The sequence below is a fragment of the Pseudooceanicola sp. HF7 genome, from assembly GCF_011806405.1.
GTDB lineage: Bacteria > Pseudomonadota > Alphaproteobacteria > Rhodobacterales > Rhodobacteraceae > Pseudooceanicola.
In genome coordinates this window covers 83,219-108,283 of record NZ_JAATOW010000013.1, presented here as the reverse complement: position 1 = coordinate 108,283, position 25,065 = coordinate 83,219, and the positions used below count along the sequence as shown (strand labels likewise).

The 25,065-nt window shown below is 66.9% G+C and carries 19 protein-coding genes; 6 read left to right on the top strand and 13 right to left on the bottom strand.

Features of this window, described 5'->3' with window-relative positions; translation table 11 throughout:
• Positions 1-28: 28 nt before the first annotated feature.
• From HCZ97_RS09975 to HCZ97_RS20725, 7 genes are all read right to left on the bottom strand, one after another.
• Positions 29-844: a M48 family metalloprotease gene (locus tag HCZ97_RS09975; RefSeq protein WP_167688558.1), complete on the bottom strand. Its 816-nt coding sequence runs from the start codon at positions 842-844 to the stop codon at positions 29-31.
• Positions 845-948: 104 nt separating this feature from the next.
• Positions 949-3,366 carry a DNA topoisomerase (ATP-hydrolyzing) subunit B gene (gyrB, locus tag HCZ97_RS09970; RefSeq protein WP_167688557.1) on the bottom strand — a complete coding sequence of 806 codons (2,418 nt, stop codon included), beginning with the start codon at positions 3,364-3,366 and terminating at the stop codon, positions 949-951.
• 127 nt (positions 3,367-3,493) lie between these two features.
• Complete coding sequence (locus tag HCZ97_RS09965) at positions 3,494-4,114, bottom strand: LysE family translocator (RefSeq protein WP_167688556.1); 621 nt, start codon at positions 4,112-4,114, stop codon at positions 3,494-3,496.
• 1 nt (position 4,115) lies between these two features.
• Entirely contained in the window at positions 4,116-4,547 is a 432-nt protein-coding gene (locus HCZ97_RS09960) for a VOC family protein (RefSeq protein ID WP_167688555.1), read from the bottom strand.
• The gene (recF, locus tag HCZ97_RS09955; protein WP_167688554.1) at positions 4,544-5,656 is read right to left on the bottom strand and encodes a DNA replication/repair protein RecF; all 1,113 of its coding nucleotides are present in this window, start codon (positions 5,654-5,656) and stop codon (positions 4,544-4,546) included. Before recF ends, HCZ97_RS09960 begins: the two co-directional genes overlap by 4 nt.
• A 55-nt stretch (positions 5,657-5,711) precedes the next feature.
• Positions 5,712-6,830: a DNA polymerase III subunit beta gene (gene dnaN, locus HCZ97_RS09950; RefSeq protein WP_167688553.1), complete on the bottom strand. Its 1,119-nt coding sequence runs from the start codon at positions 6,828-6,830 to the stop codon at positions 5,712-5,714.
• 842 nt (positions 6,831-7,672) lie between these two features.
• Positions 7,673-9,268, bottom strand: coding sequence for a hypothetical protein (locus HCZ97_RS20725; protein WP_167688552.1), 1,596 nt, complete (start codon positions 9,266-9,268; stop codon positions 7,673-7,675).
• A gap of 355 nt (positions 9,269-9,623) precedes the next feature.
• Between HCZ97_RS20725 and HCZ97_RS09940 the strand changes: the two genes are divergently transcribed.
• The 3 genes from HCZ97_RS09940 to HCZ97_RS09925 all read left to right on the top strand — a co-directional run bounded on the left by HCZ97_RS09940 (position 9,624) and on the right by HCZ97_RS09925 (position 15,068).
• Positions 9,624-11,660 (top strand): winged helix-turn-helix domain-containing protein, encoded by a 2,037-nt coding sequence (locus tag HCZ97_RS09940; protein WP_217701758.1) that lies wholly within the window; start codon positions 9,624-9,626, stop codon positions 11,658-11,660.
• 102 nt (positions 11,661-11,762) lie between these two features.
• Positions 11,763-13,070: a phosphatase PAP2 family protein gene (locus HCZ97_RS09930; RefSeq protein WP_175581691.1), complete on the top strand. Its 1,308-nt coding sequence runs from the start codon at positions 11,763-11,765 to the stop codon at positions 13,068-13,070.
• Between the two features lie 3 nt (positions 13,071-13,073).
• Positions 13,074-15,068, top strand: coding sequence for a hypothetical protein (locus tag HCZ97_RS09925; RefSeq protein ID WP_167688549.1), 1,995 nt, complete (start codon positions 13,074-13,076; stop codon positions 15,066-15,068).
• 69 nt (positions 15,069-15,137) lie between these two features.
• On the opposite strand, the gene dnaA is transcribed toward HCZ97_RS09925, so the two are convergent.
• The gene (gene dnaA / locus HCZ97_RS09920) at positions 15,138-16,580 is read right to left on the bottom strand and encodes a chromosomal replication initiator protein DnaA (RefSeq protein WP_167688548.1); all 1,443 of its coding nucleotides are present in this window, start codon (positions 16,578-16,580) and stop codon (positions 15,138-15,140) included.
• 511 nt (positions 16,581-17,091) lie between these two features.
• A complete protein-coding gene (rpsT, locus tag HCZ97_RS09915; RefSeq protein ID WP_167688547.1) occupies positions 17,092-17,355 on the bottom strand; it encodes a 30S ribosomal protein S20 in 264 nt (87 codons plus the stop codon).
• Positions 17,356-17,808: 453 nt separating this feature from the next.
• Here rpsT and HCZ97_RS09910 point away from each other — a divergent pair, with 453 nt between their 5' ends.
• Positions 17,809-18,915, top strand: coding sequence for an FAD-dependent oxidoreductase (locus HCZ97_RS09910; protein ID WP_167688546.1), 1,107 nt, complete (start codon positions 17,809-17,811; stop codon positions 18,913-18,915).
• Positions 18,916-18,945: 30 nt separating this feature from the next.
• Here the strand turns inward: HCZ97_RS09910 and HCZ97_RS09905 are convergent, their stop codons facing one another.
• Both HCZ97_RS09905 and mutM read right to left on the bottom strand, forming a co-directional pair.
• Positions 18,946-19,722: an enoyl-CoA hydratase gene (locus HCZ97_RS09905; protein ID WP_167688545.1), complete on the bottom strand. Its 777-nt coding sequence runs from the start codon at positions 19,720-19,722 to the stop codon at positions 18,946-18,948.
• 63 nt (positions 19,723-19,785) lie between these two features.
• Positions 19,786-20,637 (bottom strand): bifunctional DNA-formamidopyrimidine glycosylase/DNA-(apurinic or apyrimidinic site) lyase, encoded by an 852-nt coding sequence (gene mutM, locus HCZ97_RS09900; RefSeq protein ID WP_167688544.1) that lies wholly within the window; start codon positions 20,635-20,637, stop codon positions 19,786-19,788.
• A gap of 345 nt (positions 20,638-20,982) precedes the next feature.
• Between mutM and ubiE the strand changes: the two genes are divergently transcribed.
• The gene (gene ubiE / locus HCZ97_RS09895; RefSeq protein WP_167688543.1) at positions 20,983-21,726 is read left to right on the top strand and encodes a bifunctional demethylmenaquinone methyltransferase/2-methoxy-6-polyprenyl-1,4-benzoquinol methylase UbiE; all 744 of its coding nucleotides are present in this window, start codon (positions 20,983-20,985) and stop codon (positions 21,724-21,726) included.
• 4 nt (positions 21,727-21,730) lie between these two features.
• Positions 21,731-23,266, top strand: a complete 1,536-nt coding sequence (ubiB, locus tag HCZ97_RS09890) for a 2-polyprenylphenol 6-hydroxylase (protein ID WP_167688542.1) — start codon at positions 21,731-21,733, stop codon at positions 23,264-23,266.
• Between the two features lie 11 nt (positions 23,267-23,277).
• Here the strand turns inward: ubiB and HCZ97_RS09885 are convergent, their stop codons facing one another.
• The gene (locus tag HCZ97_RS09885; RefSeq protein WP_167688541.1) at positions 23,278-24,225 is read right to left on the bottom strand and encodes a phosphotransferase family protein; all 948 of its coding nucleotides are present in this window, start codon (positions 24,223-24,225) and stop codon (positions 23,278-23,280) included.
• 130 nt (positions 24,226-24,355) lie between these two features.
• Positions 24,356-25,057: a flagellar hook capping FlgD N-terminal domain-containing protein gene (locus HCZ97_RS09880; RefSeq protein ID WP_167688540.1), complete on the bottom strand. Its 702-nt coding sequence runs from the start codon at positions 25,055-25,057 to the stop codon at positions 24,356-24,358.
• Positions 25,058-25,065 lie beyond the last annotated feature (8 nt).

The window sequence follows — 25,065 nt, the reverse complement described above, 5'->3', positions numbered from 1 at the left end:
CCCCCCCGGCCCCGCCGCAGCGCCTGATTTACCGTGCCGGGTTCAGTTGCCCGCCGTTGGCGTCCAGCTCATCCACGGTTTCCAGAACCGTGGCCAGGCGCTGGCGATCCGGCGGATGGGTGCCCCAGAAGCTGAGCTGGCCGGAGCTTTGCTGCGGCTTGGGCCGGGCAAAGAACCGTGCTCCGGTCACCGGGTTGTAACCGGCCTGCCGAGTGATCTGGGTGCCCACCACGTCCGCCTCAAGCTCATAGCGTTGCGAGTAGGAATGGGAGCCGACCATGCTGCCCACCATCGCGCCGGACATCGCATCGTTGGGATCACCGCCCAGGGCCGCCACGGCGATTCCGCCTAGCAGCGCGCCGGCCAGGGCCTGCTGGCCCTGCTTGTCGACGTGCGCCGCGATGTGGTGGCCCATCTCATGGCCCAGGATAAAGGCCAGCTCATCGTCATTGCGCACCTCGGCCAGCATCGGGCGCGAGAAGGCGATGATCGGACGGGTGCCGGAATAGGTCTGGTAGGCGTTGGGCTGAGCCATGTCCTTGTCGATCGTCACCGTGACATCGCAGGTGCGGCTGTTGCCGATCTCTGCGCGGCAGAAGGCCTCTCCGACGGGTTCGACGCGGGCCACAACGCGGCGGAACCGGGCCATGTCCGACTGGGTCGGCTGACCGGGGTTCAGGCTGGCAGAGCCGCTGCGCTGCTCTTCGGTGAAGATCGCATTGGCGGCCTGGCTGTTCCGGCTGGAAACCTGCGGGACCGTGTAGGTCGTGCCGCAGGCCACCAGCAGAAGAAAGAGCCCGGCCGAAAGCGGCCGCAGTGTGGGAAGGGGGATCCTGTATCGCATGGGATGTTGTGCTTCGCTATCTTGTTCCGGTTGTATCCAAGACGAAAGCGCCACCCCCTGTCCAGAGGGTGGCGCAAAAGCGGCCATAACCTGCCAGTACCGCCTTAGAAATCGAGGTTTTCGACACTCAGGGCATTGGTCTGGATGAACTCGCGCCGCGGTTCGACCACATCCCCCATCAGCTTGGTGAACAGGTCATCGGCTTCGGCCACGTCCTCTACCCGGACTTGCAGCAGGGTGCGGGCATCCGGGTCCAGCGTGGTTTCCCACAGCTGGTCGGGGTTCATTTCGCCCAGGCCCTTGTAACGCTGGATCGCCAGGCCTTTCTCACCCTCCTGCAGGATGGCAGAGAGCAATTGCAGCGGGCCGTAGATCAGCTGGCTGCGGTCCTTGCGGATCAGGGTGGCCGGGGTGTTGTAGACCTCTTGCAGGGACTTGGTGAAGGAGCCGGTCTTGCGGGCCTCACCGGAGCGCAGCATCGGGCCGTCCAGGGTGCGCACCTCTTCCACGCCGCGCAGGATGCGGGCCAGGCGGATGCCGTGATCCTGGGTGATCCGGCCCTGCCAGCCGCGTTCGTATTCCAGCGCGATCAGGTCCAGGCGGGCCGCGACCTTGTCCGCGACGCCCTGCAGATCCGAATCCACGGCACCGGGCACGAAGGCTCCGGCCACGGCGGCCTGTTCCAGGATGTGACGGGGGTAATGGGTGGGGAAGGCATCAATGACGCGCTTGAGCTGGCGGGCTTCCACAACCACGCGCTTCAGGTCCTCTCCGGCCAGTTCGACACCGTTGCCCAGCTTCAGCACCGTGGCATCGGTCCCCTGTTCGATCAGGTAATCGTCCATCGCCGTCTGGTCCTTCAGGTAGACCTCGGACTTGCCGCGGGTCGCCTTGTAGAGCGGCGGCTGGGCGATATAGAGGTAGCCGCCTTCGATCAGCGCCGGCATCTGCCGGTAGAAGAAGGTCAGCAGCAGGGTCCGGATGTGCGCGCCGTCAACGTCGGCGTCGGTCATCAGGACGATCTTGTGATAGCGCAGCTTGTCGATGTTGAACTCGTCCCGGCCGATGCCGGTGCCAAGCGCCATGACAAGGTTGCCGATCTCCTGGCTGGACAGCATCCGGTCGAAGCGCGCCCGTTCCACGTTCAGGATCTTGCCCTTCAGCGGCAGGATCGCCTGGGTGCGCCGGTCCCGGCCCGTCTGGGCAGAGCCACCGGCAGAGTCACCCTCGACGATGAAGACTTCGGTTTCGGAAGGATCCTTGGAGGAGCAATCCTTGAGCTTGCCGGCCAGGAAGTTCACGTCCATCGCGGTCTTGCGTCGGGTCAGCTCACGCGCCTTGCGGGCGGCTTCGCGGGCCTGCGCGGCCTCGACGATCTTGCTGATGATCGTGCGGGCTTCGTTGGGGTTTTCCTCGAACCACTCGCTCAGCTTCTCGCCCACCAGGTTCTCGACCACGGGCCGCACCTCGGAAGAGACCAGCTTGTCCTTGGTCTGGGAGCTGAACTTGGGATCGGGCACCTTGACGGAGAGCACGCAGGTCAGTCCCTCACGGGCGTCGTCGCCGGTGAAGCTGACTTTCTCGCGCTTGGCGATGCCGCTTTCCTGGGAATACTTGGTCATCGTCCGGGTCAGCGCGGCACGGAAGCCCGCCATGTGCGTGCCCCCGTCGCGCTGCGGGATGTTGTTGGTGAAGGGCAGCACCATCTCGTTGTAGCTGTCGTTCCACCACATCGCGACCTCGACCCCGATGCCGTCCTTTTCGCCGGTGATATAGACCGGATCGGTCATGATCGAGGACTTGGAGCGATCGAGGTAACGCACGAATTCCTTCACGCCGCCTTCGTAGAACAGCTCTGTCTTCAGGGCTTCGGCGGGGCGGTGATCCTCAAGGACGATGCGCACGCCGGAGTTCAGGAAGGCCAGTTCGCGCAGCCGCTTTTCCAGCGTCGCGAAATCATATTCCAGGTTGGAGAAGGTCTGCGTGGAGGAGAGGAAGCGCACTTCCGTGCCCTTTTCGTCGCCGGCATCGCCGACCACTTCCAGCGGACGCACCGTGACGCTGTCCTCGAAGCGCACGTAGTGCTCCTTGCCGTCACGCCAGATGCGCAGCTCAAGCCAGTCCGACAGCGCGTTCACCACGGAGATCCCGACGCCGTGCAGACCGCCCGACACCTTGTAGGAGTTCTGGTCGAACTTACCGCCCGCGTGCAGCTGGGTCATGATGACCTCTGCCGCCGAGACCCCCTCTTCGGGGTGGATGCTGGTGGGAATCCCGCGCCCGTTGTCGCGCACGGAGACGGAGTTATCCGCATGGATCACGACGCGAACGAAGTCCGCGTGGCCTGCCAGCGCCTCATCGATGCCGTTGTCCACGGCCTCGTAGATCATGTGATGCAGACCGGAGCCGTCGTCGGTATCACCGATGTACATGCCGGGACGCTTGCGGACTGCGTCCAAGCCTTTGAGAACCTTGATAGAACCGGCGTCGTATTCCGGCGTGCTCGGTTGAGCCTCAGCCATGCGTTTCCCCTTTGGAAATTCCTTCGCCAATCTAGGCTTTTACGGGGGGAATGTCACGCCGATGACATGATTTTTCGCGGCTTTGGCAGGCTCCGGCCGGGGGGCTGCCCCGGGGGGCATCCGGCGCCTAGGTGAAGGGCAGGACAAAGCCCACCAGGATCATCAGGCAGCCGGCCACGATATTGGTCCGCCGCAGCGCCGTGCCGGAGGACAGGAGCCGCCGCGCCCGGTCCACGAAAGCGGCAAAGACCATGTTGCCCAGGAAGGGGATCGCCATGGAGATCAGCAGGATCGCGGCGATATCCGGGCGCGTCACATGGGCCACGTCGATGAAGCCGGGCAGGATGCCGAGGTAGAACAGGATCGCCTTTGGATTGCCGATGATGGCGGCTACCCCGGCGGCAAAGCCCGCCGCCGCGCCGGGCCGGGTCAGGCGGCTGTCGGCCGAGATTGACTTGTCCGCGTTGCGCAGGATGGAGATCCCCATCCACAGGAACATCGCCGTGCCCAGCAGGCGGATGGCGAAGAGCACCTGGTCCATCTGGTCGACCACCCAGCTCAGTCCCAGGATCGCCAGCAGGGACCACAACACATCGCCGCATGCCACGCCAAGTGCCAGCGGCAGGGCGGCGCGGAAGCCACCGGCAAGCGTGCGCCCGGTCAACGCCAGCCAGACCGGGCCGGGGGTCATGAACAGGATCACTAGCGCTCCGGCATAGAGCGCCATTTCGCCGGCGGTGATGGTCACTTCAGCTCTCCGTCGGGATGGTCAGCCGGCCCGTGTCATCCAGCGTCCAGAAGGGGTTGTGGGCCAGTTCCCAGACATGGCCGTCGGGATCCGCGAAATAGCCAGAATAGCCGCCCCAGAAGACCTCTTCGGGGGTTTTCAGCGGCTCTGCGCCGGCGGTCAGGGCCATTTCGAAAGCGTCGTCCACGGACTCACGATCCGGGAAGTTCTGCGCCAGGGTCATCGCGCCCGTGCCCAGCTCTGCGCCGGGGCGTCCCTGGTCCTCTGCGAGGGCCTCTGCGCCGAACAGGCCCAGGGCCATGCCGTCGAGCTGGTAGAAGACCACGCCGGGCTGTTCCTCCACCGGGATCCAGCCCAGGTCGGTGTAGAAGGTCCGGGCGCGGTCAAGATCGGCCACGCCAAGCGTAATCAGGGTCACCCGCTGCGGAGTCATGGGGCCGTCCTTTCGTTGGCCTGGCTTTCGCCAGCCTCTTCAGTGACTTCCAGGTATTGCGCCCGCTCGCCGAGCTCCGCGAAAAGCTCCGGCCCGGTGCCTGTCATCCAGGCCTGCGCCCCGAGCGCGCAGACCTCGTCATAGAGCGCGGCGCGTCGCGAGGTGTCAAGATGGGCCGCGACCTCGTCCAGCAGCAGGATCGGGGGTGCCCCGAAATCGCGCGCAAGGCCGCGGGCATTGGCCAGGATCAGCGAGATCAGCAGCGCCTTCTGCTCCCCGGTGGAGGCATCGCGGGCGGCGATGCCCTTGAGGGTCCAGAAGGCCTCCATGTCAACGCGGTGCGGGCCGATCAGGGTGCGCCCGGCGGCCATGTCGCGCGCCCGGCTGTCCTGCAGGGCCAGCAGCAGGTCCTGCCCCTCTTCTGGCAGCTCGCCTTCGGCATGGGTCAGGGACAGCGCCGGCGCGGGAAAGGCGGTTTCGGCCTGGTCCGTGGCCTCTGCGATCAGGGCCAGCGCGGCGGTGCGGTTGGCGGTGATCGTGGCGCCGGCTTCGGCCATCTGGCGTTCCAGCGCGGCGTACCAGTGGCGGTCGCGCACCTGGTCCTTCAGCAAGCGATTGCGTTCGCGCATGGCCTTTTCATAGGCCAGCGTCGCCTCTGCATGACCGGGCAGGAAGCTGAGCACCATGCGGTCCAGGAAGCGCCGGCGCCCCTCTGCGCCCTCGATCCAGAGGCGATCCATGGACGGCACCAGCCAGAGCACCCGGGCGATGCGGCCCAGGGCGACCTGGGCGGCGGCCTTGTCATCGATGCGCAGGGCGCGGCTCTGGCCGGGCTCCGCCTGCATCTCGACCTCGTGGACCTGGTGCAGGGACTTGAGAATGCCGGACAATTTCCAGCCCAGGGCCTCCGGGCGGCGGACCATCTCTTCTGCCGCGGCACGGCGCAGGCCGCGTCCGGGCGAGAAGAGCGAGACGGCCTCAAGCACGTTGGTCTTGCCGGCGCCATTGGGGCCGTAGACCGCCACGGGCCGGCCGTCAGCGCGGATCTCTCCGCGCCGCCAGGAGCGGAAATGCGACAGGTCCAGCCGGGTCAGACAAAGCTTACCCACCACCGAACCCTTTCATTTTCCTGTCGAAAATTTCACCTGCCGCAAAAGCGCCGCGTTAAACGCGCATCGGCATGACCACGTAGACGGCGCTCAGGTCATTGCCTTCGCGCATCAGGGTTGGATCGCCAGAGGAGTTGAACAGGAAGACCGCGTTTTCCCGGTCCACCTGGGAGGCGATCTCAAGCAGGTACTTGGCGTTGAAGCCGATATCGAGGTGCTCGTCGGCATAGGCCACGGCCAGCTCTTCCTCTGCCGCGCCGCTGTCGGGGGCGTTGACGGAGAGCACCAGCCGGTCTTCGTCCAGCGACAGCTTCACGGCGCGGGAGCGTTCGGAGCTGACGGTGGCGACCCGGTCGACGGCCTTGGCGAATTCGGCGGCGTCCACTTCCAGGCGGCGGGTGTTATTCGTTGGAATCACACGGGAATAATCCGGGAAGGTGCCGTCGATGACCTTGGAGGTCAGGGTGATCTGCGGCGTGGCGAAGCGCACCTTGGATTCGGAGACGGAGACATCGACGACCAGGTCGTCATCGTCCAGCAGCTTGCGCAGCTCGCCCACGGTCTTGCGGGGCACGATGACGCCGGGCATTTCCTCTGCGCCCTCGGGCAGCTTTGCGTCGATCCGGGCCAGGCGGTGGCCGTCGGTGGCCACGCAGCGCAGCATGCGCCCCTCTTCGGATTCGGCGACATGCATGTAGACGCCGTTCAGGTAATACCTTGTTTCCTCGGTCGAAATGGCGAACTTCGACTTGTCGAAGAGCCGCCGCAGAACCGGCGCGGGGGCCGAGAAATTGGAGGCATACTCGGAGCTGGCCATGACCGGGAAGTCTTCTTTCGGCAGGGTGGCCAGGTTGAAGTTCGACCGGCCGGCCTGGACCGTCAGGCGGCCTGCGCCGGAATCCTCGGACAGGGTGACCATGGCGCCATCGGGCAATTTGCGAACGATTTCATGGAGAACCACGGCAGAGACCGTGGTGGCCCCGGCGCGTTCGACCATGGCGGGGGCCTTGTCGACCACCTCGATGTCGAGGTCGGTGGCGCGGAACTGCACGTCGGCGCCTTCGGCTTCGATCAGGACATTGGCCAGGATCGGGATCGTGTTGCGGCGCTCGACCACGGATTGGGCCTGTGAGACGGCCTTGAGAAGCGCGGCGCGTTCGATGCTGAATTTCATGTCACTCGTCCCTGTACGATCCTGTCGCGGCCCCGGAATGCGATGCACCGGGACCGGAAAGCTACCTGTTTTCACACGCGATACAATGGGTTTTTGCGAATTTGGAGGCCGGCGGGTGGATGGTTGGGCGGAACGCGGCGCAGGGGCCACAATCGGGCGGTCCCTCTGCCCCTGCCAGGGGCAACATGGGCGGGGATCGGGGGGTGGACGGGAGCGGCGCTGGCGCCCTGGCGGGCGCCTCGCCCCGCCCGCCGTCCCGTCGGGTTAAGGGGATCCTGCCGGGCCGTGCGGGGCCCTCGGTGGGCCTTCTGCCCCGAATCGGGGGCAAGTGGCTGGTTAACGGGGGTCTTCGCCGGTTTGGGCCACGTCTGTATCGCGTCGGTATCGCGTCGGTATCACGTCGGTATTGCGTCGGTATTGCGTCGGTGCGCAGGTCGGTATCGGGCGGGGTTAAGGCGGCGCACGGTGGGGGGTGCTGGAATTGGCCGGCCTGGGTGCGCGTGGCGGGTGGGGGCCTCCGGCGGGAGTTTTCGGGCAAGAAGAAGTTGGACGTGAGGCAAAAGGCCGGATGGGCGTGCATTGGGCGGAGTGGGGGCGGCGGCTGCAGGCAGCCGAGGCTTCGCGCGGCCCTTGATGGGGCGGCGGAGACTGGTCTGGCAGAAGGGAGACTGGCCTGGCAGAAGGAAGCGCCCGGCACCTTCGGGGGAAGGGCCGGGCGTGGGGCTTCGCCGGATGGGGCAGCGGAGCCCGCTGGGGCGGTGGCCCACGCAAGCGCTTCGGGGCCACCGCTGTCCGGATCCGGGGTCAGTCCTTGGGGGAGTGCCGGATCCGGAATGCCTGGGTCAGACGTTCACCGGCGGGTAGCTGGGGACGCCGCCCATGACATAGGCCTTCTGCTGTTCCAGGGGCGTGGAGCCGCTGGGCTTGGGCGCGGAGAAGGTGACGATCACGGCGCCCTGCCGGGAGGAGGTGTCGACCTTGTGGACCTCGTAATCGGCGCTGGCTGATCCCAGGGAGAAGATCCCGAAGAGATCGAGGGAGAGCTTGGCCCCGACCTTGAGATCGGAGGTGATCCGGCTTTCCTCTGCCGCCTCGAAGGTCATGACCACCTCGGGCTGCTGGGAGACGACGAAGGTCTTGAGCCGGGAGAAGGCCTTGCCCGGGCCGAAGAGCTGATCGATTTTGAACTCCGATCCGATCAGCTGGTAGCCGGTTGCGTCCTTGCCGCTTTTCGAGGCGACTTCGGACAGGATCTCTTCCGCGTACCAGCCGGTGGCATTGTCGGTGGAGAGCGGCGAGGGGATCGCGGCGGCCGTGGTCACGCCCTTGAAGGTCATTTCCACCGTCACGGTGGAGGACTGGGAGGTGAAGGTCGACAGGTCATAGGAGGCCGAGGCGGCGAGATCGAGGCGGAAGACATCCATGATCGGGATGGTCAGCCCGGCACTGCCGCTGACGCTGAGCTTGGTCGTGGTGGAGGTGAAGTCCGACAGCGTCATCTGGATCTTGACGGAGCTGCCGTCATTGCCGAGGTCGGCCAGCAGCTGGTTCGCCGTGGGCAGCTTGTTGGGCGTGTAGCCGACGTAATAGGTGTTGGCGCTGACCTCTTGCCCGCCGTTGGTTTCCGAGGGGGCCAGCACGTTGGCGCGGGCCGCGCTCAGCCGGGCCGTGGCCTGGTAGTAGCGGTTGTGCAGGGCATAGCTGGCCCCGGCCATGGACTTGTAGGAGGCGATGGCATTGCGCAGGGCGTTCAACGTATCGGGCAGCTTGTCCACGGCGCCGTATTGCTCTGTCAGCTGGTTGAAGACGTCCTGCAGCTTGCCGCCGAAGGGCAGCGGGCTGCTATAGGTGCCGCCGGCATTTTCGAATTCCCTCAGGATGGAGGCGATCTGGGCCGAGGCCGCGGTGTCCTGTTCGTTGATCACCTGCTGGTCGGCGCTGGAGAAGTCGAAGGCGACGGCCCCCAGGATCTGGGAATAGAACGTGGAGAAGCGCCCGCCGACCAGTTCGAGCTGGCCGCTGGAGGAGGTGCCAAGCAGCGTGTCGAAATCCTGCAGGGTGGCGGCGTTCCAATAGGCGTTGGAGCCATAGGTGATGCCGTAGTTGAAGCCCGAGGGATAGGCGACGGTCTGGAAGGTGCCATCCAGGCGGGAGCCCAGGAACTGGCCGACCTTGTCTTCCAGCGCATTGGCGAATTCTTCCTGCGCGGAGGTGGAGGCGACATTGGCCAGCACTTCGGTCTGGCCGATCCGGCGCACGCTCACGGTGCACTGGGACAGGGGCGGAACCGGGGGGGTCGGCGGGGCGGTGTCAGCAATCCAGGCCTCGTAGGCGCGGCCGATGGCGATGTCCGGGCTGGGTGCGACGACGGTCTGGGCGAAGTTGTAGACGCCGGGGGGATTTCCGGGGCGGCCGAGGGAGATGCGATAGGTGGACATGGGAGCTTTCCTTGATGAGGGGCGGTGGTGGGTGAGGCTGGATGAGCCAGCCGCTTCAGGGTGCGTCCGCTGATGGCCGAAGTCCTGAAGGCCCGGCGAAACCGTCCCGAAGAAAAGCGAAGGCCTTCCGAAAGCCGGGGGAGGGCGCGGCGCGGGGCGGGGCGGATGCCGTTGAGGGGGCGCTGACGGGGGCGTGCAGGGGCGGGGCCGTGCAGGGGCGGGGGCGTGCAGGAGAAGGCGCGAAAACCCTAAATGGTTGACTTGGAAACTCCGACTCACGCTAAGGTGGTATTCGGGCGGCATGACGCCGGGGGGAGGACATGTCCTGATGGGACATCAGCACGTGCACTCGGGAATGGGGAGCAGGGGCGCGCTGCGGATCGGTGCGCTGTGGTATCTGCCTGCCACCGGAGAGCTCGTGGATGCGCAGGGCGCGCCGGTTCACCTGCGCCCGCAGAGCATCCAGGTCCTGGCGGTGCTGGCGCGCAACCTGGGCCGCATGGTCAGCAAGGACGACCTGATCGCAGAGGTCTGGCCGGATGTGAACGTCACCGATGACAGCCTGGTGCAATGCATTACGGAAATCCGCCGCGCCGTGGGGGATCGGGATCGCAGCCAGCTGCGGACCTTTCCCAAGCGCGGCTACCTGCTGCGTGCCGGGCCGGTTCCGCCGCAGGGGGATGACAGGCCCGATGAGCTGCCAAATGACATTCCGGAGGGGCGCCTGCCTGCCGGAGCCTTCGCGGCCCGCGCCCAGCCGCTTCTGCGCATCCTGCCCCCGCCGGGGGCGGAGCCGGAGCTGGCGCGGCGCCTGGCCGGCTGGCTGGAGACCCGCGGCCTGACCATCCTTGAGGCGCGCCCCGGAGAGGGGGTCCTGGCCCTGGCAGAGGCTGCGGATCAGGCGTTCAGGGAGGTGCGCTCCGTCTTCGACCGGGTGCCGGGCCTGCGCATCGCCATGGACATGGGTCCGCCCGAGGCCGACCCGCGCGCCGCCCGCCTGGCCGCCGCCATGACCGCGCCGGGCATCCTGGTCACCGTGGAGGTGCGCGAGGCCGCGGTGGAGCCCCTGGACGGGATCTTCGCGGATCGCGGAGAAATGGCCCTGCCCGGAGAGCCCGCGGTGCGTGTCTTTGCGCTGTTGCCGGCGGGATCGGAGGCGCGGGTGCGTCCGGAACTGGGGCAGGAGGCTGCCTTGGTGCCGACGATCGCCATTTTGCCGCCGCGCCCGGCCCGGCCGCAGGTGGCCGCCGGCGCAGAGGCCGCGCTGGGGGACATGCTGGCCGATGACCTGATCGCCCACCTGTCGCGCTCCCGCGAGCTGAACGTGATCTCCCGCCTGTCCACCGCGCGTTTCGCCAACCGTGACAGCAGCCTGGCAGGCATCCGCGAGGCGCTGGCGGCGGATTTCGTGCTGTCGGGTCGGATCTCTGTCGCCGGGGAGCAGGTGGTGCTGATGCTGGAGCTGGCGGATCCGCGCAATGACGCGGTTCTCTGGGCGGATCGGCTGGAATGCCGGGCAGAGGCGATGATCAGCGCGCCGGAGGTGGTGATGCAGGTGGCCGGGCAGATCCGCAAGGCGATCGTGCTGAGCAGCCTGCAGGAGCTGCGCCGCCATGCCCTGCCGGACCTGCGCAGCCAGAGCCTGCTGTTCGCGGCCATCGGGCTGATGCACCGGCTGACGCTGGGCGATTTCATGACCGCCGAGCGCGTGTTGCGCATTCTTATCGACCGCGCCCCGGACCAGCCCACGCCGCTGGCCTGGCTGGCGCGCTGGCATGTGCTGCGGCTTCAGCAGGGCTGGTCGGACGATCCCGAAGGGGCCGCCCGCGCGGCGCTGGACTGTGCCCGCCGGGCGCTGGAGCTGGACCCGGAAAACACCCTGGCGCTGACCAGCGAGGGGATCGTGCTGACCAACCTCTGGCGGCGCCTGGACGAGGCGGTGCTGTGCTACGACGCCGCGCTCGAGATCAATCCCAACGATGCCAACGCCCGGATCCTGCGCGGCATGCTCTATGGCTACCAGGGCCGGGGCGCGGCGGCGCGGGCGGATGCGGAACGCGCGCTGCACCTGGCCCCGCTGGATCCGCATCGCTTCTTCTTCCTGGCGCTGGCCGCCGGGGCCTGCATCGCGGCACAGGATTACCCCCGCGCCCTGGAATTGAGCCAGCAGAGCCTGCGTATGAACCGCAGCCATACCTCTACCCTGCGGGGCAAGATCATTGCCCTGACACGGATGGAGCGCCAGCCGGAGGCCCGCGATGCCGCGCAGGAGCTGCTGACGCTTCAGCCCGGCTTCCGGGTCGATACCTGGCTGCGCACCTCTCCGGCGGCGGATTACCCGATTGGACAAGAGATCGCGGAGGCCCTGAGGGCGGCGGGTATTCCCAACTGACGGCAGGCCGGTCCCGGGCTTGTAGGCTTGGGGCCGGTGCATCGGGGCCGGTGCGAGCGGCCGGCGATTCTCACCAGACAGCTTTCAACACAGGAGCCTTCCATGACCTATCAAAGCGGCGGTTCGCCTGAATCCGCCTTTTCGGCCTTCTCTGCCTTTTCCGCCTTCTCGGCTTTCTCCGCGTTCTCCGCCTTTTCGGCGTTTTCAGCCTTTTCCGCTTTCGGCGGGGGCGCCGGGGGGCCGGGCACGGCAGAGGCGCTGATCACCAATCGCGACGGGATCGCGGGGGCGCCGCTGAACTATGATCCGGCCATCCGACCGGCTCCGCCCGCCGATCCTGCCGGCATCCCGCGCCTGGCCGCAGAGGTGCGCGCGCGGCTTTATTTCGCAGAGCTTGCCGGGCGCGTGACCTTTTCCGCCACCCTGGACCAGGACCGGCCCGCCGTGCACCTGTGGCAGACGGACCTGGTGCTGCCAGAGGGCGGCTCAGGGGGGCATCGCTACGAAGAGGACGCTGGCGACAACGCGGGCGACAACCCCGGCGAGGAGTCTGATCACGCAGAGCATCGCGGCCCTGGGCCGGAGGCGCCAAGCCTGTCGCTGGAGCCGCTGGTTTCGGTCAGCCTGCCCGATATCGACACCTTCAAGGAGCAGATGCGCTACTTGGCGGCCTATGCGGATCTGCGCCCGGACCGGGGGCCGGAGATCCTGGCGCAATTGTCGCCGCCCTTTGCCTTCTTTGCCTCCATCGGGTTCATGGACCCGGCGCGCACCCCCTACACGATGGAGCTTCTGGCAACTGCGGGGCAGTTTGCCTCTGTCGCGGTGCAGAAGGTGAAATATACCCTGGCCGGCAAGCGCCCGATCGAGTTTTCGCCCCAGGTGCAGCCGATGATCCTGACGCCGACTCATGGCACCCTGCCCAGCGGCCATGCGACCGAGGCCTTCCTGCTGGCGCGGCTTCTGGTGAAGCTGCAACGCGCCGCGAAGACGCCGCAGTACCAGGATCCCGTCTGGGCCGAGATGCTGATGCGGCAGGCGGCCCGGGTGGCGGTGAACCGGACCGTGGCGGGGGGGCATTTCCCCGCAGACAGCGCCGCCGGGGCGCTGATGGGGCTGACGCTGGCGGATTTCATCGCCGAGCGCTGCGATCCCGGGGTGCGCACCCGCAGCCATGGGCGCTTCCTGGGGGGCAATTTCGACGGCGCGCAGGATTTCGACTGGCACATGCTTTACGACGCCGCCGAGGACAGTCAGCCGCGCCATTCCGGGGAGCGGCATCACCCCTGGGCGCGGGTCGGGCGGGGCAAGGCGCCACGGGGGGCAGAGGGCTCTGCCGTGCTGGCCTGGCTCTGGGACAAGGCGGTGGCGGAATGGGCGGATCTGCCCGGCCACGGCGCGGGGGGCTGAGCCATGACATTGCGATGGATCGACCTGCCACCCCAGGGCGCGGACCCGGTGGCCGCCTTCCGCCTGAGCCGCCCCGACGCGCATCTGCCAGAGGATCCCTGGTGGTCGGCCCTGCTGGCGCTGGAGGTGAGCCTGGCGGAGTTGCAGGCGCGTGTTGAGGCGGCCTTTCCCGAGATGGCGCCGGGGATGATCCTGCCAGAGGTCCATGCGCCGGACCTTGTGGTGCAGCCGGGCCGGGTGGTCACCGTCTTTGCCCGTGGCCCGGTATTGGAAGAGATGAACCGCCCCGGCAACGGGCTGGGGGTCAGCGCGATCCAGCTTGGCGCGGCGATAGCCGGCGAACACGTGCAGCAGGCCGCGCCGCTGGAAGAGGACGATCAGATCGTCCTGCCGCAGGAAACGGTGCTGATGGGCGTGATCGACGACGGGATCGCGATTGCCCATGAGCTGTTCCGCAGCGGGCCCGCCGAAAGCCGGGTGGAACTGGCCTATGTCATGGAAAGCGCCCCGGATGCGCGCAAGCGGGGCAGCTATGGCCATGTGCTGAAGCGGCGGCGGATCGACAAGCTGCTGCGCCGCCACAGCCGCCACGGATTGCTGGACGAAGAGGGATTCTACCGCGCGGCGGGGGTGATCCGCATGACCGGAGAGGGGCTGGAGCCCGTCAGCCAGCGGCGGTCGCATGGCACCCATGTCTGTTCGCTGGCGGCGGGCTATCCGCCGGACGGCTCTGCGCGGGAACGCCCGATCCTTTGCGCGATGCTGCCGGCCTCTGTCACGCGGGACGTGACCGGGCGGTCGCTTGAGCCGGTGCTGGGCCTGGCGGTGGACCGGCTGTTGCACCACGCGCGGCGCTACCGTCTGCCCGACGGGGAGCCGGTGCCCATGGTGCTGAACTTCAGCTACGGCAATTTCGGCGGGCCCCATGACGGTACCAGCCTGATCGCCCGGCTGATCGAGGATCGCCTGGATCGGCATCCCGCGCTGCGCGTGGTGCTGCCGGCGGGCAATGGCAACCTGGCGCAGGTCCATGCCACGCTGAGCGCGCCGCAGGAAGAGCTGCGCCTGATGGCCCGGCCCGATGATCGCACCGCCAGCCACGTGCAGTTCTGGCTGCCCTACCAGACCGAGCGGGAGGCAGAGGCGCTGACGTTGCGGGTGCGCCCGCCCGGTGGCCCGGAAAGCCCGCCGGTGCAGGCGCGTCCCGGCTCCGGCGCGGTTCTGGTGGATGCAAGGGGGCGCGAGGTCGCGCGGCTGGCCTATGGCTGGCATCCCTCGCCCACGGTGCGGGGGCAGATTGGGCTGAGTCTGCATCCGACCGCGGCCCTTGATTCCGCGGTGGCGCTGGCCCCGGCGGGGCAATGGCAGATCCATGCGGCGCTGGGCGGCAGCAGCCCGGCCCCGGTGCAGGTCTGGGTGCTGCGCGAGGAAAGCCCGCCCGGCTACCGGGGCGGCGGGCGGCAGGCCTATTTCGACAACAGCTGCTATCGCCGCTTCGATGCGCTGGGCGCACCGCTGGCGGTGGACCCGGCGGAGACCGACTGCCCGGTGCGGCGGGCGGGCACGCTGAGCGGTTTTGCCACAGGTGCGCGCCCGGTGGTGGTGGCCGGGCTGACGGAGCGCAACGGACTGCTGCCCGATTACTCCGCCGCCGGGCCGATCACGCCGACGCGGGGCGCGCGCAGCGCCGACCGCAAGGGGCCCGACGCCGCCGCGCGCAGCGATGACAGCCCGGCCCTGCCCGGGGTGATCGCGGCGGGAAGTCGCAGCGGCTCCTACCTGCGGCTGAACGGCACCAGCATGGCCGCGCCGCTGGTGGCGCGCTTCATGGCCGATGGGCTGGCACGGGGCGAAACGGTGGACCGCACCTGGGTGGCCGAGGCCGCAGCGGGTAGTGATTCGACCTATCCCGGCCCGCGCCCGGCCCCGTCACGGGCCGGCAGCGGGCGCCTGCGCATCGACGCGCCCTTTGGCGTGCCGGGGTCCGGGGATCCCTGACGCGGAAACGAAAAAGGCCCCGGTCCTTGCGGATCCGGGGCCGTTCTTTTGCCGTGGGGCGGGCTGCGCTCAGGCTTCCAGCGTGCGGCGCAGAAGCTCCAGGTCGTCGGCGATCTGCGCGTCCTGGGCCATCAGGTCGTCGATCCGCTTGACCGCATGCATCACGGTGGTGTGGTCGCGGCCGCCGAAACGCTTGCCAATCTCCGGCAGGGAGCGCGAGGTCATGCGCTTGCACAGGAACATGGCGATCTGGCGCGGGCGGGCGAAGCTGCGCACCCTCTTGGGGCCGATCATGTCGCTGAGGCGAATGTTGTAATGCTCTGCCACGCAGCGCTGGATTTCCTCGATCGAGATCTTGCGATCCGAGGCGCGCAGCACGTCGGCCAGGCAATCCTGGGTCAGTTCCATGGTGATCTTGCGACCGACCAGGGAGGCAAAGGCGAACAGCCGGGTCAGCGCGCCTTCCAGCACGCGGACGTTGGTGGAGATGCGGTGGGCCAGGAATTCCAGCACGCCATCGGCGACGGAAATCTCTGGGTGGTTGACGCGGAAGGCATCGACCTTGGATTGCAGGATGCCCAGGCGCAGCTCGTAGTCGGTCGGGTGCAGGTCGACCACCAGGCCGGAGGCCAGGCGCGAAGAGATGCGGACCGGCAGGTTCTTGATCTCGTTCGGGGCGCAGTCACCGGAAAGGATGATCTGCTTGTTGTGGTCGATCAGCGCGTTGAAGGTGTGGAAGAATTCTTCCTGCGTTGATTCCTTGCCGGCGATGAACTGGACGTCATCGACCATCAGCACGTCGACGTTGCGGAAGAGGGATTTGAAATCCATCATCTTCTTGTCACGCAGCGCCTGGACGAAGCGGTACATGAACTGCTCTGCCGAGAGGTAGACGATGTTCAGGTGCGGATTGCTGGTCTGAAGCTCCCAGGCGATCGCGTGCATGAGGTGCGTCTTACCCAAGCCCACGCCCCCGTAGAGGAACAGCGGATTGAACTCGGGCTTGCCACCGCGGGCGACACGGCGGGCGGCCGCATGGGCCAGTTCGTTGGGCTTGCCGACGACGAAGCTGTCGAAGGTGCAATTGGGGTCCAGGGGCGCGGGTTGCAGCATGCGCTCCAGCTTGGCGCGCATGTCCTCATCCTGCGAGAAGGAGCCGCTGCTGCGTCCCTGGGCGCGGGGCGCGGCGGCCCGGGACAGGCTGGCAGCTGCCGTGGAAGGCGCCATGCCCTCCTGGCCGTCGACCGGGGCGGCACGATCCTGCGCACCGGGTTTTTCCACGCAGAACACCAGGCGACGGACATTGCCCTTGAGCGCGGCGAATTCGTTGAGGATCTGATCCCCGAAATTCCGTTCGACATAGATGCCGGCATAATTCGTGGGCGCCTTGAGCGTGGCCACGCCATCCTTGACCTTGTCGAGTTCAAGAGGAGCGATCCAGGCGGTGAAGTTATGCTCCCCCACCGATTTTCGCAGGTTGTTCTTCAGTTCGCCCCAGTAGTCCGTGTCCATGTTCTTCTCTTTGCCCCTCATCAGCTCTTACCCCCCCATGCGCCGATTGACCCCGGCGCGGGTTCCGTCCGCCGATTAGCCCCGGCGCAGGCGGTTGTCGTGCCTTGGGAACAAGGACCCATATCACCCGGCCGTGCGTCCGGGCGTGCGGCAGCGCGGGTGAACCGGGTGCCGTGCCTGTCAAACATAACGCCACGGGCTTCCTGACCGAAGCTCGCGCTAGCGTTGTGTCCAACCTATGATCCTGGACATCGTGAACAGCTTTTCTGGCCCCAACCTGACGGCTGGAGCTGGATTAGGCCTGCGGTACCGGATGGTGCCGCGATGTCCCCCCCAAGGCGAAGTGACTCGCAGGTCCGAAGCTAGCAACCTTCGACGGGCTGATACAACAATTCAAAGCGCTTGACTCAGTGCCGTCGGCAAAGGAATCGGAGTGCTGTGACATTGCAACCTGCGCACGAAAAAAGGCGCTGCCGAAGCAGCGCCTTTTACGTCAACAGCTTGACCGGAATTAGCCGATAGCTTTGACCCGCGAAGACAGGCGGGACATTTTCCGGGCAACCGTGTTCTTGTGGTAGACGCCCTTGGTCACACCGCGCATCAGCTCGGGCTGAGCATTGCGAAGTGCATCTTGAGCGGCGGATTTATCACCCGTTGCGATCGCCTCTTCCACCTTGCGCAGGAAGGTGCGGATACGCGAACGGCGTGCCTTGTTGACGTCAAGGCGGCGTTCCGCCTGACGGGCACGTTTCTTCGACTGAGGCGAGTTAGCCATGTTCGTATCGTCCCATGTTTCGGGTTCGGAGTTATTCTGAAGCCGCGTCTTTAGGCCCGACTCATCATCAAGTCAACACCCACAGGGGATTCTTTGGATATGCGAGCCTGATCTCTGTCCCGAAACCCTGGACAGGAGGGGCAGACCCACCGAATTCCCCCGCACGCAGCGGTTTCAGCGTCTTTCCCTTGGAATCGCTCCGGGGGCAAGGGGCTTTTACGGAATCGCGCCAATTTCCGCTCCGTCATGTAAGTGGGTCACTATGTATGTTTACGTATAGTTGGGCGCTCTATAGGCTTACCCAGGGACACCGGCACCGGAGGGGGGCGCATCCGCAGAAGGATGCCGATCCCCCGCAAGAACCACCCGACTGCGCCCAAGCGGATTGCAGGCAAGGGGATAAGCCGGGGCCGGTAAAGAGGAGGGCGGGCGTCGCGGCAGTTCGACATCATCGTGATCGGGGCTGGAATCAGCGGGATTTCGGTGGCCAGCGCCCTGTCCGGGACTGCCAGGGTGGCGGTGCTGGAACGAGAGAACCTGCCCGGCTATCACGCCACCGGACGCTCTGCCGCGATCCTTATCTCCTCGCTGGGGCCGCCGGAGATCCAGGCGCTGACTCAGGCTTCTCTGGCATTTTTCAAACAAGATCATGGCTTTGGCCCGAAAACGCCGCTGCTGCGCGCGCGGGGACTGATCATGATCGCGCGGGAAGACCAGAGAGAGGCCCTGGCCGAGCGGGCCGAAGAGATGCTGGCCCACAAGCGCGCCGTGACCCTGGAGGCGGAAGAAATCCGCCTGCGCATGCCCCTGCTGCGGCCGGGCTATGCGGTTGGTGGCCTTTACGAGGCAGAGGCCCGCGATATCGATCTGCCGGGGCTCATGACGCTGCACCGCGAAAAGCTGCGCCATGACGGCTCGGAGCTGATCTGCAACGCCGAGGTCTTCGCCCTGCAGCGGCACTCCGGCCTGTGGCAGCTGGAGACCGCGGCGGGTCGATTCGCGGCACCTGTGGTGGTGAATGCCGCCGGGGCCTGGGCCGAACAGCTTGGCGCGCTGGCCGGGGCCGCCCCTCTGGGGCTTGAGTCGCTGCGCCGCACGGGGCTGTTCCTGGAGCCTCCCGAGGGCGTGACCCCCGAGGAATTGCCCATGGTCGCGGACGTGGAGGGGCGATTCTACCTGAAACCGGAGGCCGGGCGGCTGATGGCCTCTCCTGCGGATTCGGTGCTGAGCCTGCCCGGGGACGTGAAACCCGACCCGCTGGACGTGGCGCTTTGCCTGGATCGTCTGCGCGCGGCCTTCGATCTGCCCGCCGACCTGCCGGCGCGCAGGCTGCTGAGCACCTGGGCCGGGCTGCGCAGCTTCGTGGCGGATGGGGTGCCGGTCTGCGGATTCGACGACAGGGCGAAGGGATTCTTCTGGCTGGCGGGGCAGGGGGGCTGCGGGATCCAGTGCTCTCCGGCGCTGGCCGCGCTGGCCGGGGCGCTGATCGCGGGCGGACCGGTGCCGGAGGGGCTGGACCCGGAATGGTTCAGCCCAAGGCGGCCGGGCGCCCTGGGCTGATGCAACTCCAGGTTTAGTCGCGGACTTGTCTCAGCGGTCGCGGAACTGGGGTTCGCGCTTCTCGATGAAGGCGGTCATGCCTTCCTTCTGATCCTCTGTCGCAAAGAGGGAGAAGAACAGCCGCCGTTCGAAAAGCATCCCCTCTGCCAGGGGCGTTTCCTGGGCGCGGTCGACCGCTTCCTTGACCGCCATGACGGAGATCATGCTTTTCTCTGCGATCTTGCCGGCGGCGGTCATCGCCTCTTCCTGGAGCTTCTTGGCGGGCACCACGCGGGACACCAGCCCGGAGCGCTCTGCCTCTGCCGCGTCCATGAAGCGGCCGGTCAGGTTCATGTCCATCGCCTTGGCCTTGCCCACGGCGCGGGTCAGCCGCTGGGTGCCGCCAAGGCCCGCCATGACACCAAGGTTGATTTCCGGTTGCCCGAACTTGGCGGTATCCGAGGCGATGATGAAATCGCACATCATCGCCAGTTCGCAGCCGCCGCCCAGCGCATAGCCGGACACAGCGGCGATGATCGGCTTGCGGATGCGGGCGATGGCATCGACGTCACCGCCGAACATCTCTCCCGCGAAGACATCGGTGAAGCTTTTCTCGGCCATCTGGCGCACGTCGACACCGGCGGCGAAGAATTTCTCTGTTCCGCTGATCACGATGCAGCGGACCTTGGGGTCCTTCTGGGCGGCGGTGAGTGCCTCCGCCAGCTCGCTCAGCATCTGATCGTTGATCGCGTTCATCGCATCGGGCCGGTTCAGTCGTACCTGCGCGATGTGGTCATCCGTCTCGACGACGATGGTCTCAAAGGCCATGAGATGGCTGCCCTCCGGTTGGTCTGGGAGTGATTCCCTACCATCTTGCCTATGTGGTTCAAGTTATCTTTGGCATTGCGGACAGTAGAAACTGGACCGTCCGGACTGCACGATTCGCCTTACCGTCGCGTCACAGCCTGCCGTGCGGCAGGGCTGGCCTTCGCGGTCGTAGACATCGAAGACATGCTGGAAGTAGCCCAATTCCCCGTCCGCACGGCGAAAATCCCGTAGCGTGGAGCCGCCGGCGGCAATGGCATCCTGCAACACGTCGCGGATCACCGGGGCCAGGGCGGCCAGCCGGGATGATGCAATCCGGTCACAGCGCCGTGCCGGAGAAATACGCGCCCGGTAGAGCGTTTCGCAGACATAGATGTTGCCCAGCCCCGCCACGACACGCTGATCCAGCAGCGCCGCCTTGATCGGCGTGCGCTTGGTCTTCAGCTTCTCCGCCAGGTAGGCGCCGGAAAAGGCATTGCCCAGCGGCTCCGGCCCGAGGCCGGCAAGCAGGGGGTGGCGCTCTGCCCCCTCGGTGGGCAGCAGGTCCATGGCGCCGAAGCGGCGGGGGTCGTTGAAGGTCACCCGGGCGCCGTTGGACATGTCCAGCACGACATGATCGTGTTTCACCGCCGCGGGGTGCTCATGGTGGAACCGGCCCAGCGGATCGCCGGAGACCGTCATGCGGCCCGACATGCCCAGGTGCACCAGCAGGCTTTCGCCGCCCTCCAGGTCCGCCAGGATGTATTTCGACCGCCGCCGCAATTGCAGCACCTGCCGCCCTTCCAGCCGTTCGGCCATGCGGTCGGGGAAGGGCCAGCGCAGATCGGGGCGGTTCACCCGGGCCTGGGTGATCACGGCCCCTTCCATCGCGGGCGCCAGCCCGGACCTGACGGTTTCCACTTCCGGCAATTCAGGCATATGTCTTCACTTTCCGTTTCCGTCCCTGTTCTCGTCCCCGAGCCTCTGCATGTGGGGCATCCGGCCTGCCCTGTCACGCCTGCCCCGTCACGTTTTTCCTGTCACGTCTGCGTGTGACGCGCGCCGGTGCCATGACAGGGCGGGGAACGGCCGCAGACCCCATCGAGGGGTCATTGCCCGTGGGGGGCAAGGCCCCCCGGCGCCCGGACCGGCCACACAGCGCTGTCCCGGCACCCCGCGGCCCCGCGCTGACAGGCCTGCCCCGACCCATCGCCGCATTGCAGCCGCCGTTGCCCGCCCTATAAGGAAGGGAAGAGCAGCAGGTGCAAGGCCGGGAGCAGATCCATGGACGAAAAAACCACCCATTTCGGATTCACCGAGATCCCGGAGGCCGAGAAGGCCGGACGGGTCCAGGGGGTCTTCAACTCCGTTGCCTCGAAATACGACGTGATGAACGACGCCATGTCCCTGGGCATCCACCGCCTCTGGAAGGATGCGATGATGGACTGGCTGGCGCCGCGCCCGGGCCAGACCCTGCTGGATGTCGCGGGCGGCACCGGCGATATCTCTTTCCGCTTCCTCAAGCGTGCCGGCCACGGTCATGCCACGGTGCTGGACCTGACAGAGCCCATGCTGGTCGCGGGCCGTCAGCGGGCCGATGCTGCCTCCATGGCGGACAGCCTGGACTGGGTGGTGGGCGATGCCATGGCGCTGCCCTTCAAGGACAACACTTTTGACGTCTACACGATCTCCTTCGGGATCCGGAACGTCACCCGCCCGCAGGACGCCCTGGCCGAGGCCTACCGCGTGCTGAAACCCGGCGGCCGCCTGATGGTTCTGGAATTCAGCCAGATCCCGACGCCGGCGCTGCAATGGGCCTATGACCGCTACAGCTTCAACTGCATTCCCGTCATGGGGCAGATGATCGCCGGGGATCGCGACAGTTACCAGTACCTGGTGGAATCGATCCGCAAGTTCCCCGACCAGGAGACCTTCCTGTCGATGATCCGCACTGCGGGCTTCGAGAACGCAAAATACCGCAACCTGACCCTGGGTATCGCGGCGCTTCATTCCGGCTGGAAGATCTGAACACATGCGTGGACCCCATAATTTCTGGCGCCTGATTGCCACCGGCGCCACGCTGGAACGGACCGGCGCGATGAAGGTCATCCTGGATGCCTATGACGCCCCGCCGCTGCTGCGCGCGGGCGCCCGCATCGTGGGCTGGCCCTTCCAGTGGCTGGGGCTGAAGGGCGATCCCTCCATGCCGCCCGCCACCCGCGCGCTGACCGCGCTTGGCCCGGCCTACATCAAGTTCGGCCAGATCCTGTCCACCCGGCCGGATCTTGTCGGCCCGGAGCTGGCGCTTGAACTGCGCGTGCTGCAGGACAAGCTGCCCCCCTTCAGCCAGGACGCCGCCCGCCGCGCCATCGAGACGGAGCTGGGCGAGCCGCTGGACGCTGTCTATTCGGAATTCTCCGCCCCCGTGGCCGCGGCCTCCATCGCGCAGGTCCACAAGGCGCGGCTGCGCGAGAACGGCAAGCAGGTCGCGGTCAAGATCCTGCGGCCCGGCATCGAACGGGCCTTCCGCAAGGACGTGGATGCCTTCTACCTGGCCGCCAGCCTGATCCAGAAACTGTCGCCTGCCTCCCGCCGCCTGCGCCCCATGGACGTGGTGGAACATTTCGACGGCGTGGTGCGGGCAGAACTGGACCTGCGGCTTGAGGCGGCCTCGGCCTCCCAGTTCGAGGCCAATACGGAGATCGACGGCGGCTTCCGCCTGCCAACGATCCACTGGATGCAGACCGGCCGCCGGGTGATGACCATGGATTGGGTCGAGGGCAATTCGCTGGGCGACAACGTCGCGCTGGATGCCGCGGGCCATGACCGGGTGGCGCTTGGCGAACGGGTGCTGACCCTGTTCCTGAACCATGCGCTGCGCGACGGGTTCTTCCACGCCGACATGCACCAGGGCAACCTGAAGGTCGGCGCGGACGGCGATATCATTGCCTATGACTTCGGCATCATGGGCCATATCGATGAATACACCCGGCGGGTCTATGCAGAGATCCTCTATGGGTTCATCCGCCGCGATTACCAGCGCGTGGCAGAGGTGCATTTCGAAGCCGGCTATGTGCCCGCCGACCGCGACGTGGAGGAATTCGCCCGCGCGCTGCGTGCCGTGGGTGAGCCGATCTTCGGCATGGATGCGACCCGGATTTCCATGGGGCGGCTGCTGTCCTACCTCTTCGAGGTGACCGAGCGCTTCGGCATGGAAACCCGGACGGAGCTGATCCTGCTGCAACGGACCATGGTGGTGGTCGAGGGGGTCGCGCGCTCGCTCGATCCGCATATCAACATCTGGCAGGTCGCCCAGCCGGTGGTCCAGGATTACATCAGCAAGAACATCGGTCCGCTGGCCCTGGCACGGGATCTTGGCAACACGGCCCGCGTCATGGCCCGTTTCGGCCCGCGCCTGCCGCAGCTGATGGAAAATGCCCTGGTCGCCCAGATGGACAGCAAGAGCAAGCACGCGGAACCGACCCGGCAGGGCGTGCCGGGCTGGGTTTGGGGGCTTGGCGGCCTGGTGCTGGGCGCGCTGGTCGTCGGGCTTTTCGAGCTTCTCTAGACGGGCGGGCCTTAGACCTCGATCGGGGCGGTGCCGCTCTTTCGGGCAAGGGCCTGAAGTTCCAGCAGCGCCGCATCTCGGTCCAGCGCAGAGCCCGCCGCGGCCCGGCTGAGGCAATAGGTGGCCATGCGGGCGTGAAACAGCGGTTCAAGCACCGCGAACCGCGACCGTGCCCGCGTACTGCCGTAAGCCTCAAGGAAGGCAAGGCGTTCGGACAGGGTCAGGGTGCGGCCGCGATAGATCAGGTTCATGCCGGGTGACAGGAAGGTGGCGATATCCACCGCCGGATCGCCCGCCGCCGGGCATTGCCAGTCGATCAGGCAGAGTCCGCTGGGGGTGGCGACCATGTTGCCGGGCACCGGATCGCCGTGGATCAGCGCAACTTCACCCGAGGCCGTCAGATCCGGCACCGCGATCCCCTCAAGCAGAAGATCGCCAAGCGCGCGGCCGTCGCGGCTGCGCAGCCCCTTTGCCTGCTGGCGGATCTCTGCGCGCAGGGCCTGGCTGCCATCGGGTCCGATGCGCAGGCCCGGGGGGGCGGGCATGGCGTGCAGGTGGCGCAGCAGGCGCCCGGCCTCTGCCGGATCCGGCGCGCCGGCCGAGCCGGAAAGGTGGCGGTAGACCACGCAGGGCCCCAGCGGGCTGTCGGCCTGGAACAGCAGCTCCGGCGCCAGGCCGGTGCCGTGCAGCGCCTTGAGCGCACGGGCTTCTGCATGGGGATCATTGGGGAAGACCGCGCTGGCCGTTTCCGGGCGATACAGCTTGACCACGTGGTCGCCGCCGGGGCCGGCCACACGCCAGCTCATGTTACTGCGCCCGCCGCCCAGCCTTTGCCAGGTCTCCGGATCCGGGGACAGGCCAAGGCGGGAAAGCAGGGGCGCAAGCGCCGCGGCCTCTGTCCCGTGACGGGGGGCGCTCAATGGCTCCGTCCGGGTCTGCATGATCGCCTGTACTGCCATATCATGCGTCCTTCCTATTGACCGCGTGGGCGTCCGTCCAGCATCCACGGCCAGCGGCGCAATGTTCGTGGGCCCCGCCGATCATCGCCGCAGCCGGGCCCCATGGGGGAGGCGGTCGTGGGGCGGGGGCCTAGCCCGCTGTCGCGGGTTGCGCCTGCCTGAGCCCGGACACGAGGTCAGTCGGCAGCAGGTCCCCGGCTTCCGTCACCAGCATGGTCTTGCCATCCACGATCCTTGCCTCCGTGATCCGGGTGTAGCTTTCCACCGGATCCACGGAGAGCAGATCGCCCTGCTGATAATTCTCAAGCTCGAAGGTATAGCTGCCATGGGGCAGGCTGGCCCCGGCGTTGTTCTTGCCATCCCAAAGCACGCCGGTGTCCGAGATCGGAACCTCGCCGGAGAAGACCTCTGTCCCGGCGGCATTGCGGACCTTCAGGATGGCGGTATCGGCGGCGGTCAGCGGGTTGGGCGAGATGGAGATCGGATCGCCATCGAACCAGGCCGGCGCGGTCGAGCGCGCCTCCATCCCGACCCAGCCGGCAAGGTCCGACATCCCGGAAGAGACGAGCTTCCCGGTCAGCCCCTCAAGCAGGTTGTTCGTCAGCACCTGCTGTTCGACAGAGGAGAAGGTGGCAAGCTGCACGGCGTAATCCGAGGATTCCACCGGGTTCATCGGGTCCTGGTTGCGCAATTGGGTCGAGAGCATCTGCAGGAACGTCTCGAAATCGGAAGAGATCACCGCTTTGGGGGGCGCATCGGCAGAGGCGGCGCGCGCGGTTGCGGCGGTCTGGGCGGCGCCCTGGGCCGCGGTGGCTTGGGTCACGATAGCCATGGAAGGAC

Coding starts and splice junctions, on each gene's coding strand:
- HCZ97_RS09925 (WP_167688549.1), top strand. CDS start 13,074: ATGACATTGCGATGGATCGACCTGCCACCCCAGGGCGCGGACCCGGTG.
- HCZ97_RS09880 (WP_167688540.1), bottom strand. CDS start 25,057: ATGGCTATCGTGACCCAAGCCACCGCGGCCCAGGGCGCCGCCCAGACC.
- HCZ97_RS09940 (WP_217701758.1), top strand. CDS start 9,624: ATGGGGAGCAGGGGCGCGCTGCGGATCGGTGCGCTGTGGTATCTGCCT.
- dnaN (WP_167688553.1), bottom strand. CDS start 6,830: ATGAAATTCAGCATCGAACGCGCCGCGCTTCTCAAGGCCGTCTCACAG.
- HCZ97_RS09960 (WP_167688555.1), bottom strand. CDS start 4,547: ATGACTCCGCAGCGGGTGACCCTGATTACGCTTGGCGTGGCCGATCTT.
- mutM (WP_167688544.1), bottom strand. CDS start 20,637: ATGCCTGAATTGCCGGAAGTGGAAACCGTCAGGTCCGGGCTGGCGCCC.
- rpsT (WP_167688547.1), bottom strand. CDS start 17,355: ATGGCTAACTCGCCTCAGTCGAAGAAACGTGCCCGTCAGGCGGAACGC.
- dnaA (WP_167688548.1), bottom strand. CDS start 16,580: ATGGACACGGACTACTGGGGCGAACTGAAGAACAACCTGCGAAAATCG.
- ubiB (WP_167688542.1), top strand. CDS start 21,731: ATGCGTGGACCCCATAATTTCTGGCGCCTGATTGCCACCGGCGCCACG.
- HCZ97_RS09885 (WP_167688541.1), bottom strand. CDS start 24,225: ATGGCAGTACAGGCGATCATGCAGACCCGGACGGAGCCATTGAGCGCC.
- ubiE (WP_167688543.1), top strand. CDS start 20,983: ATGGACGAAAAAACCACCCATTTCGGATTCACCGAGATCCCGGAGGCC.
- HCZ97_RS09905 (WP_167688545.1), bottom strand. CDS start 19,722: ATGGCCTTTGAGACCATCGTCGTCGAGACGGATGACCACATCGCGCAG.
- HCZ97_RS09975 (WP_167688558.1), bottom strand. CDS start 844: ATGCGATACAGGATCCCCCTTCCCACACTGCGGCCGCTTTCGGCCGGG.
- gyrB (WP_167688557.1), bottom strand. CDS start 3,366: ATGGCTGAGGCTCAACCGAGCACGCCGGAATACGACGCCGGTTCTATC.
- HCZ97_RS20725 (WP_167688552.1), bottom strand. CDS start 9,268: ATGTCCACCTATCGCATCTCCCTCGGCCGCCCCGGAAATCCCCCCGGC.
- HCZ97_RS09930 (WP_175581691.1), top strand. CDS start 11,763: ATGACCTATCAAAGCGGCGGTTCGCCTGAATCCGCCTTTTCGGCCTTC.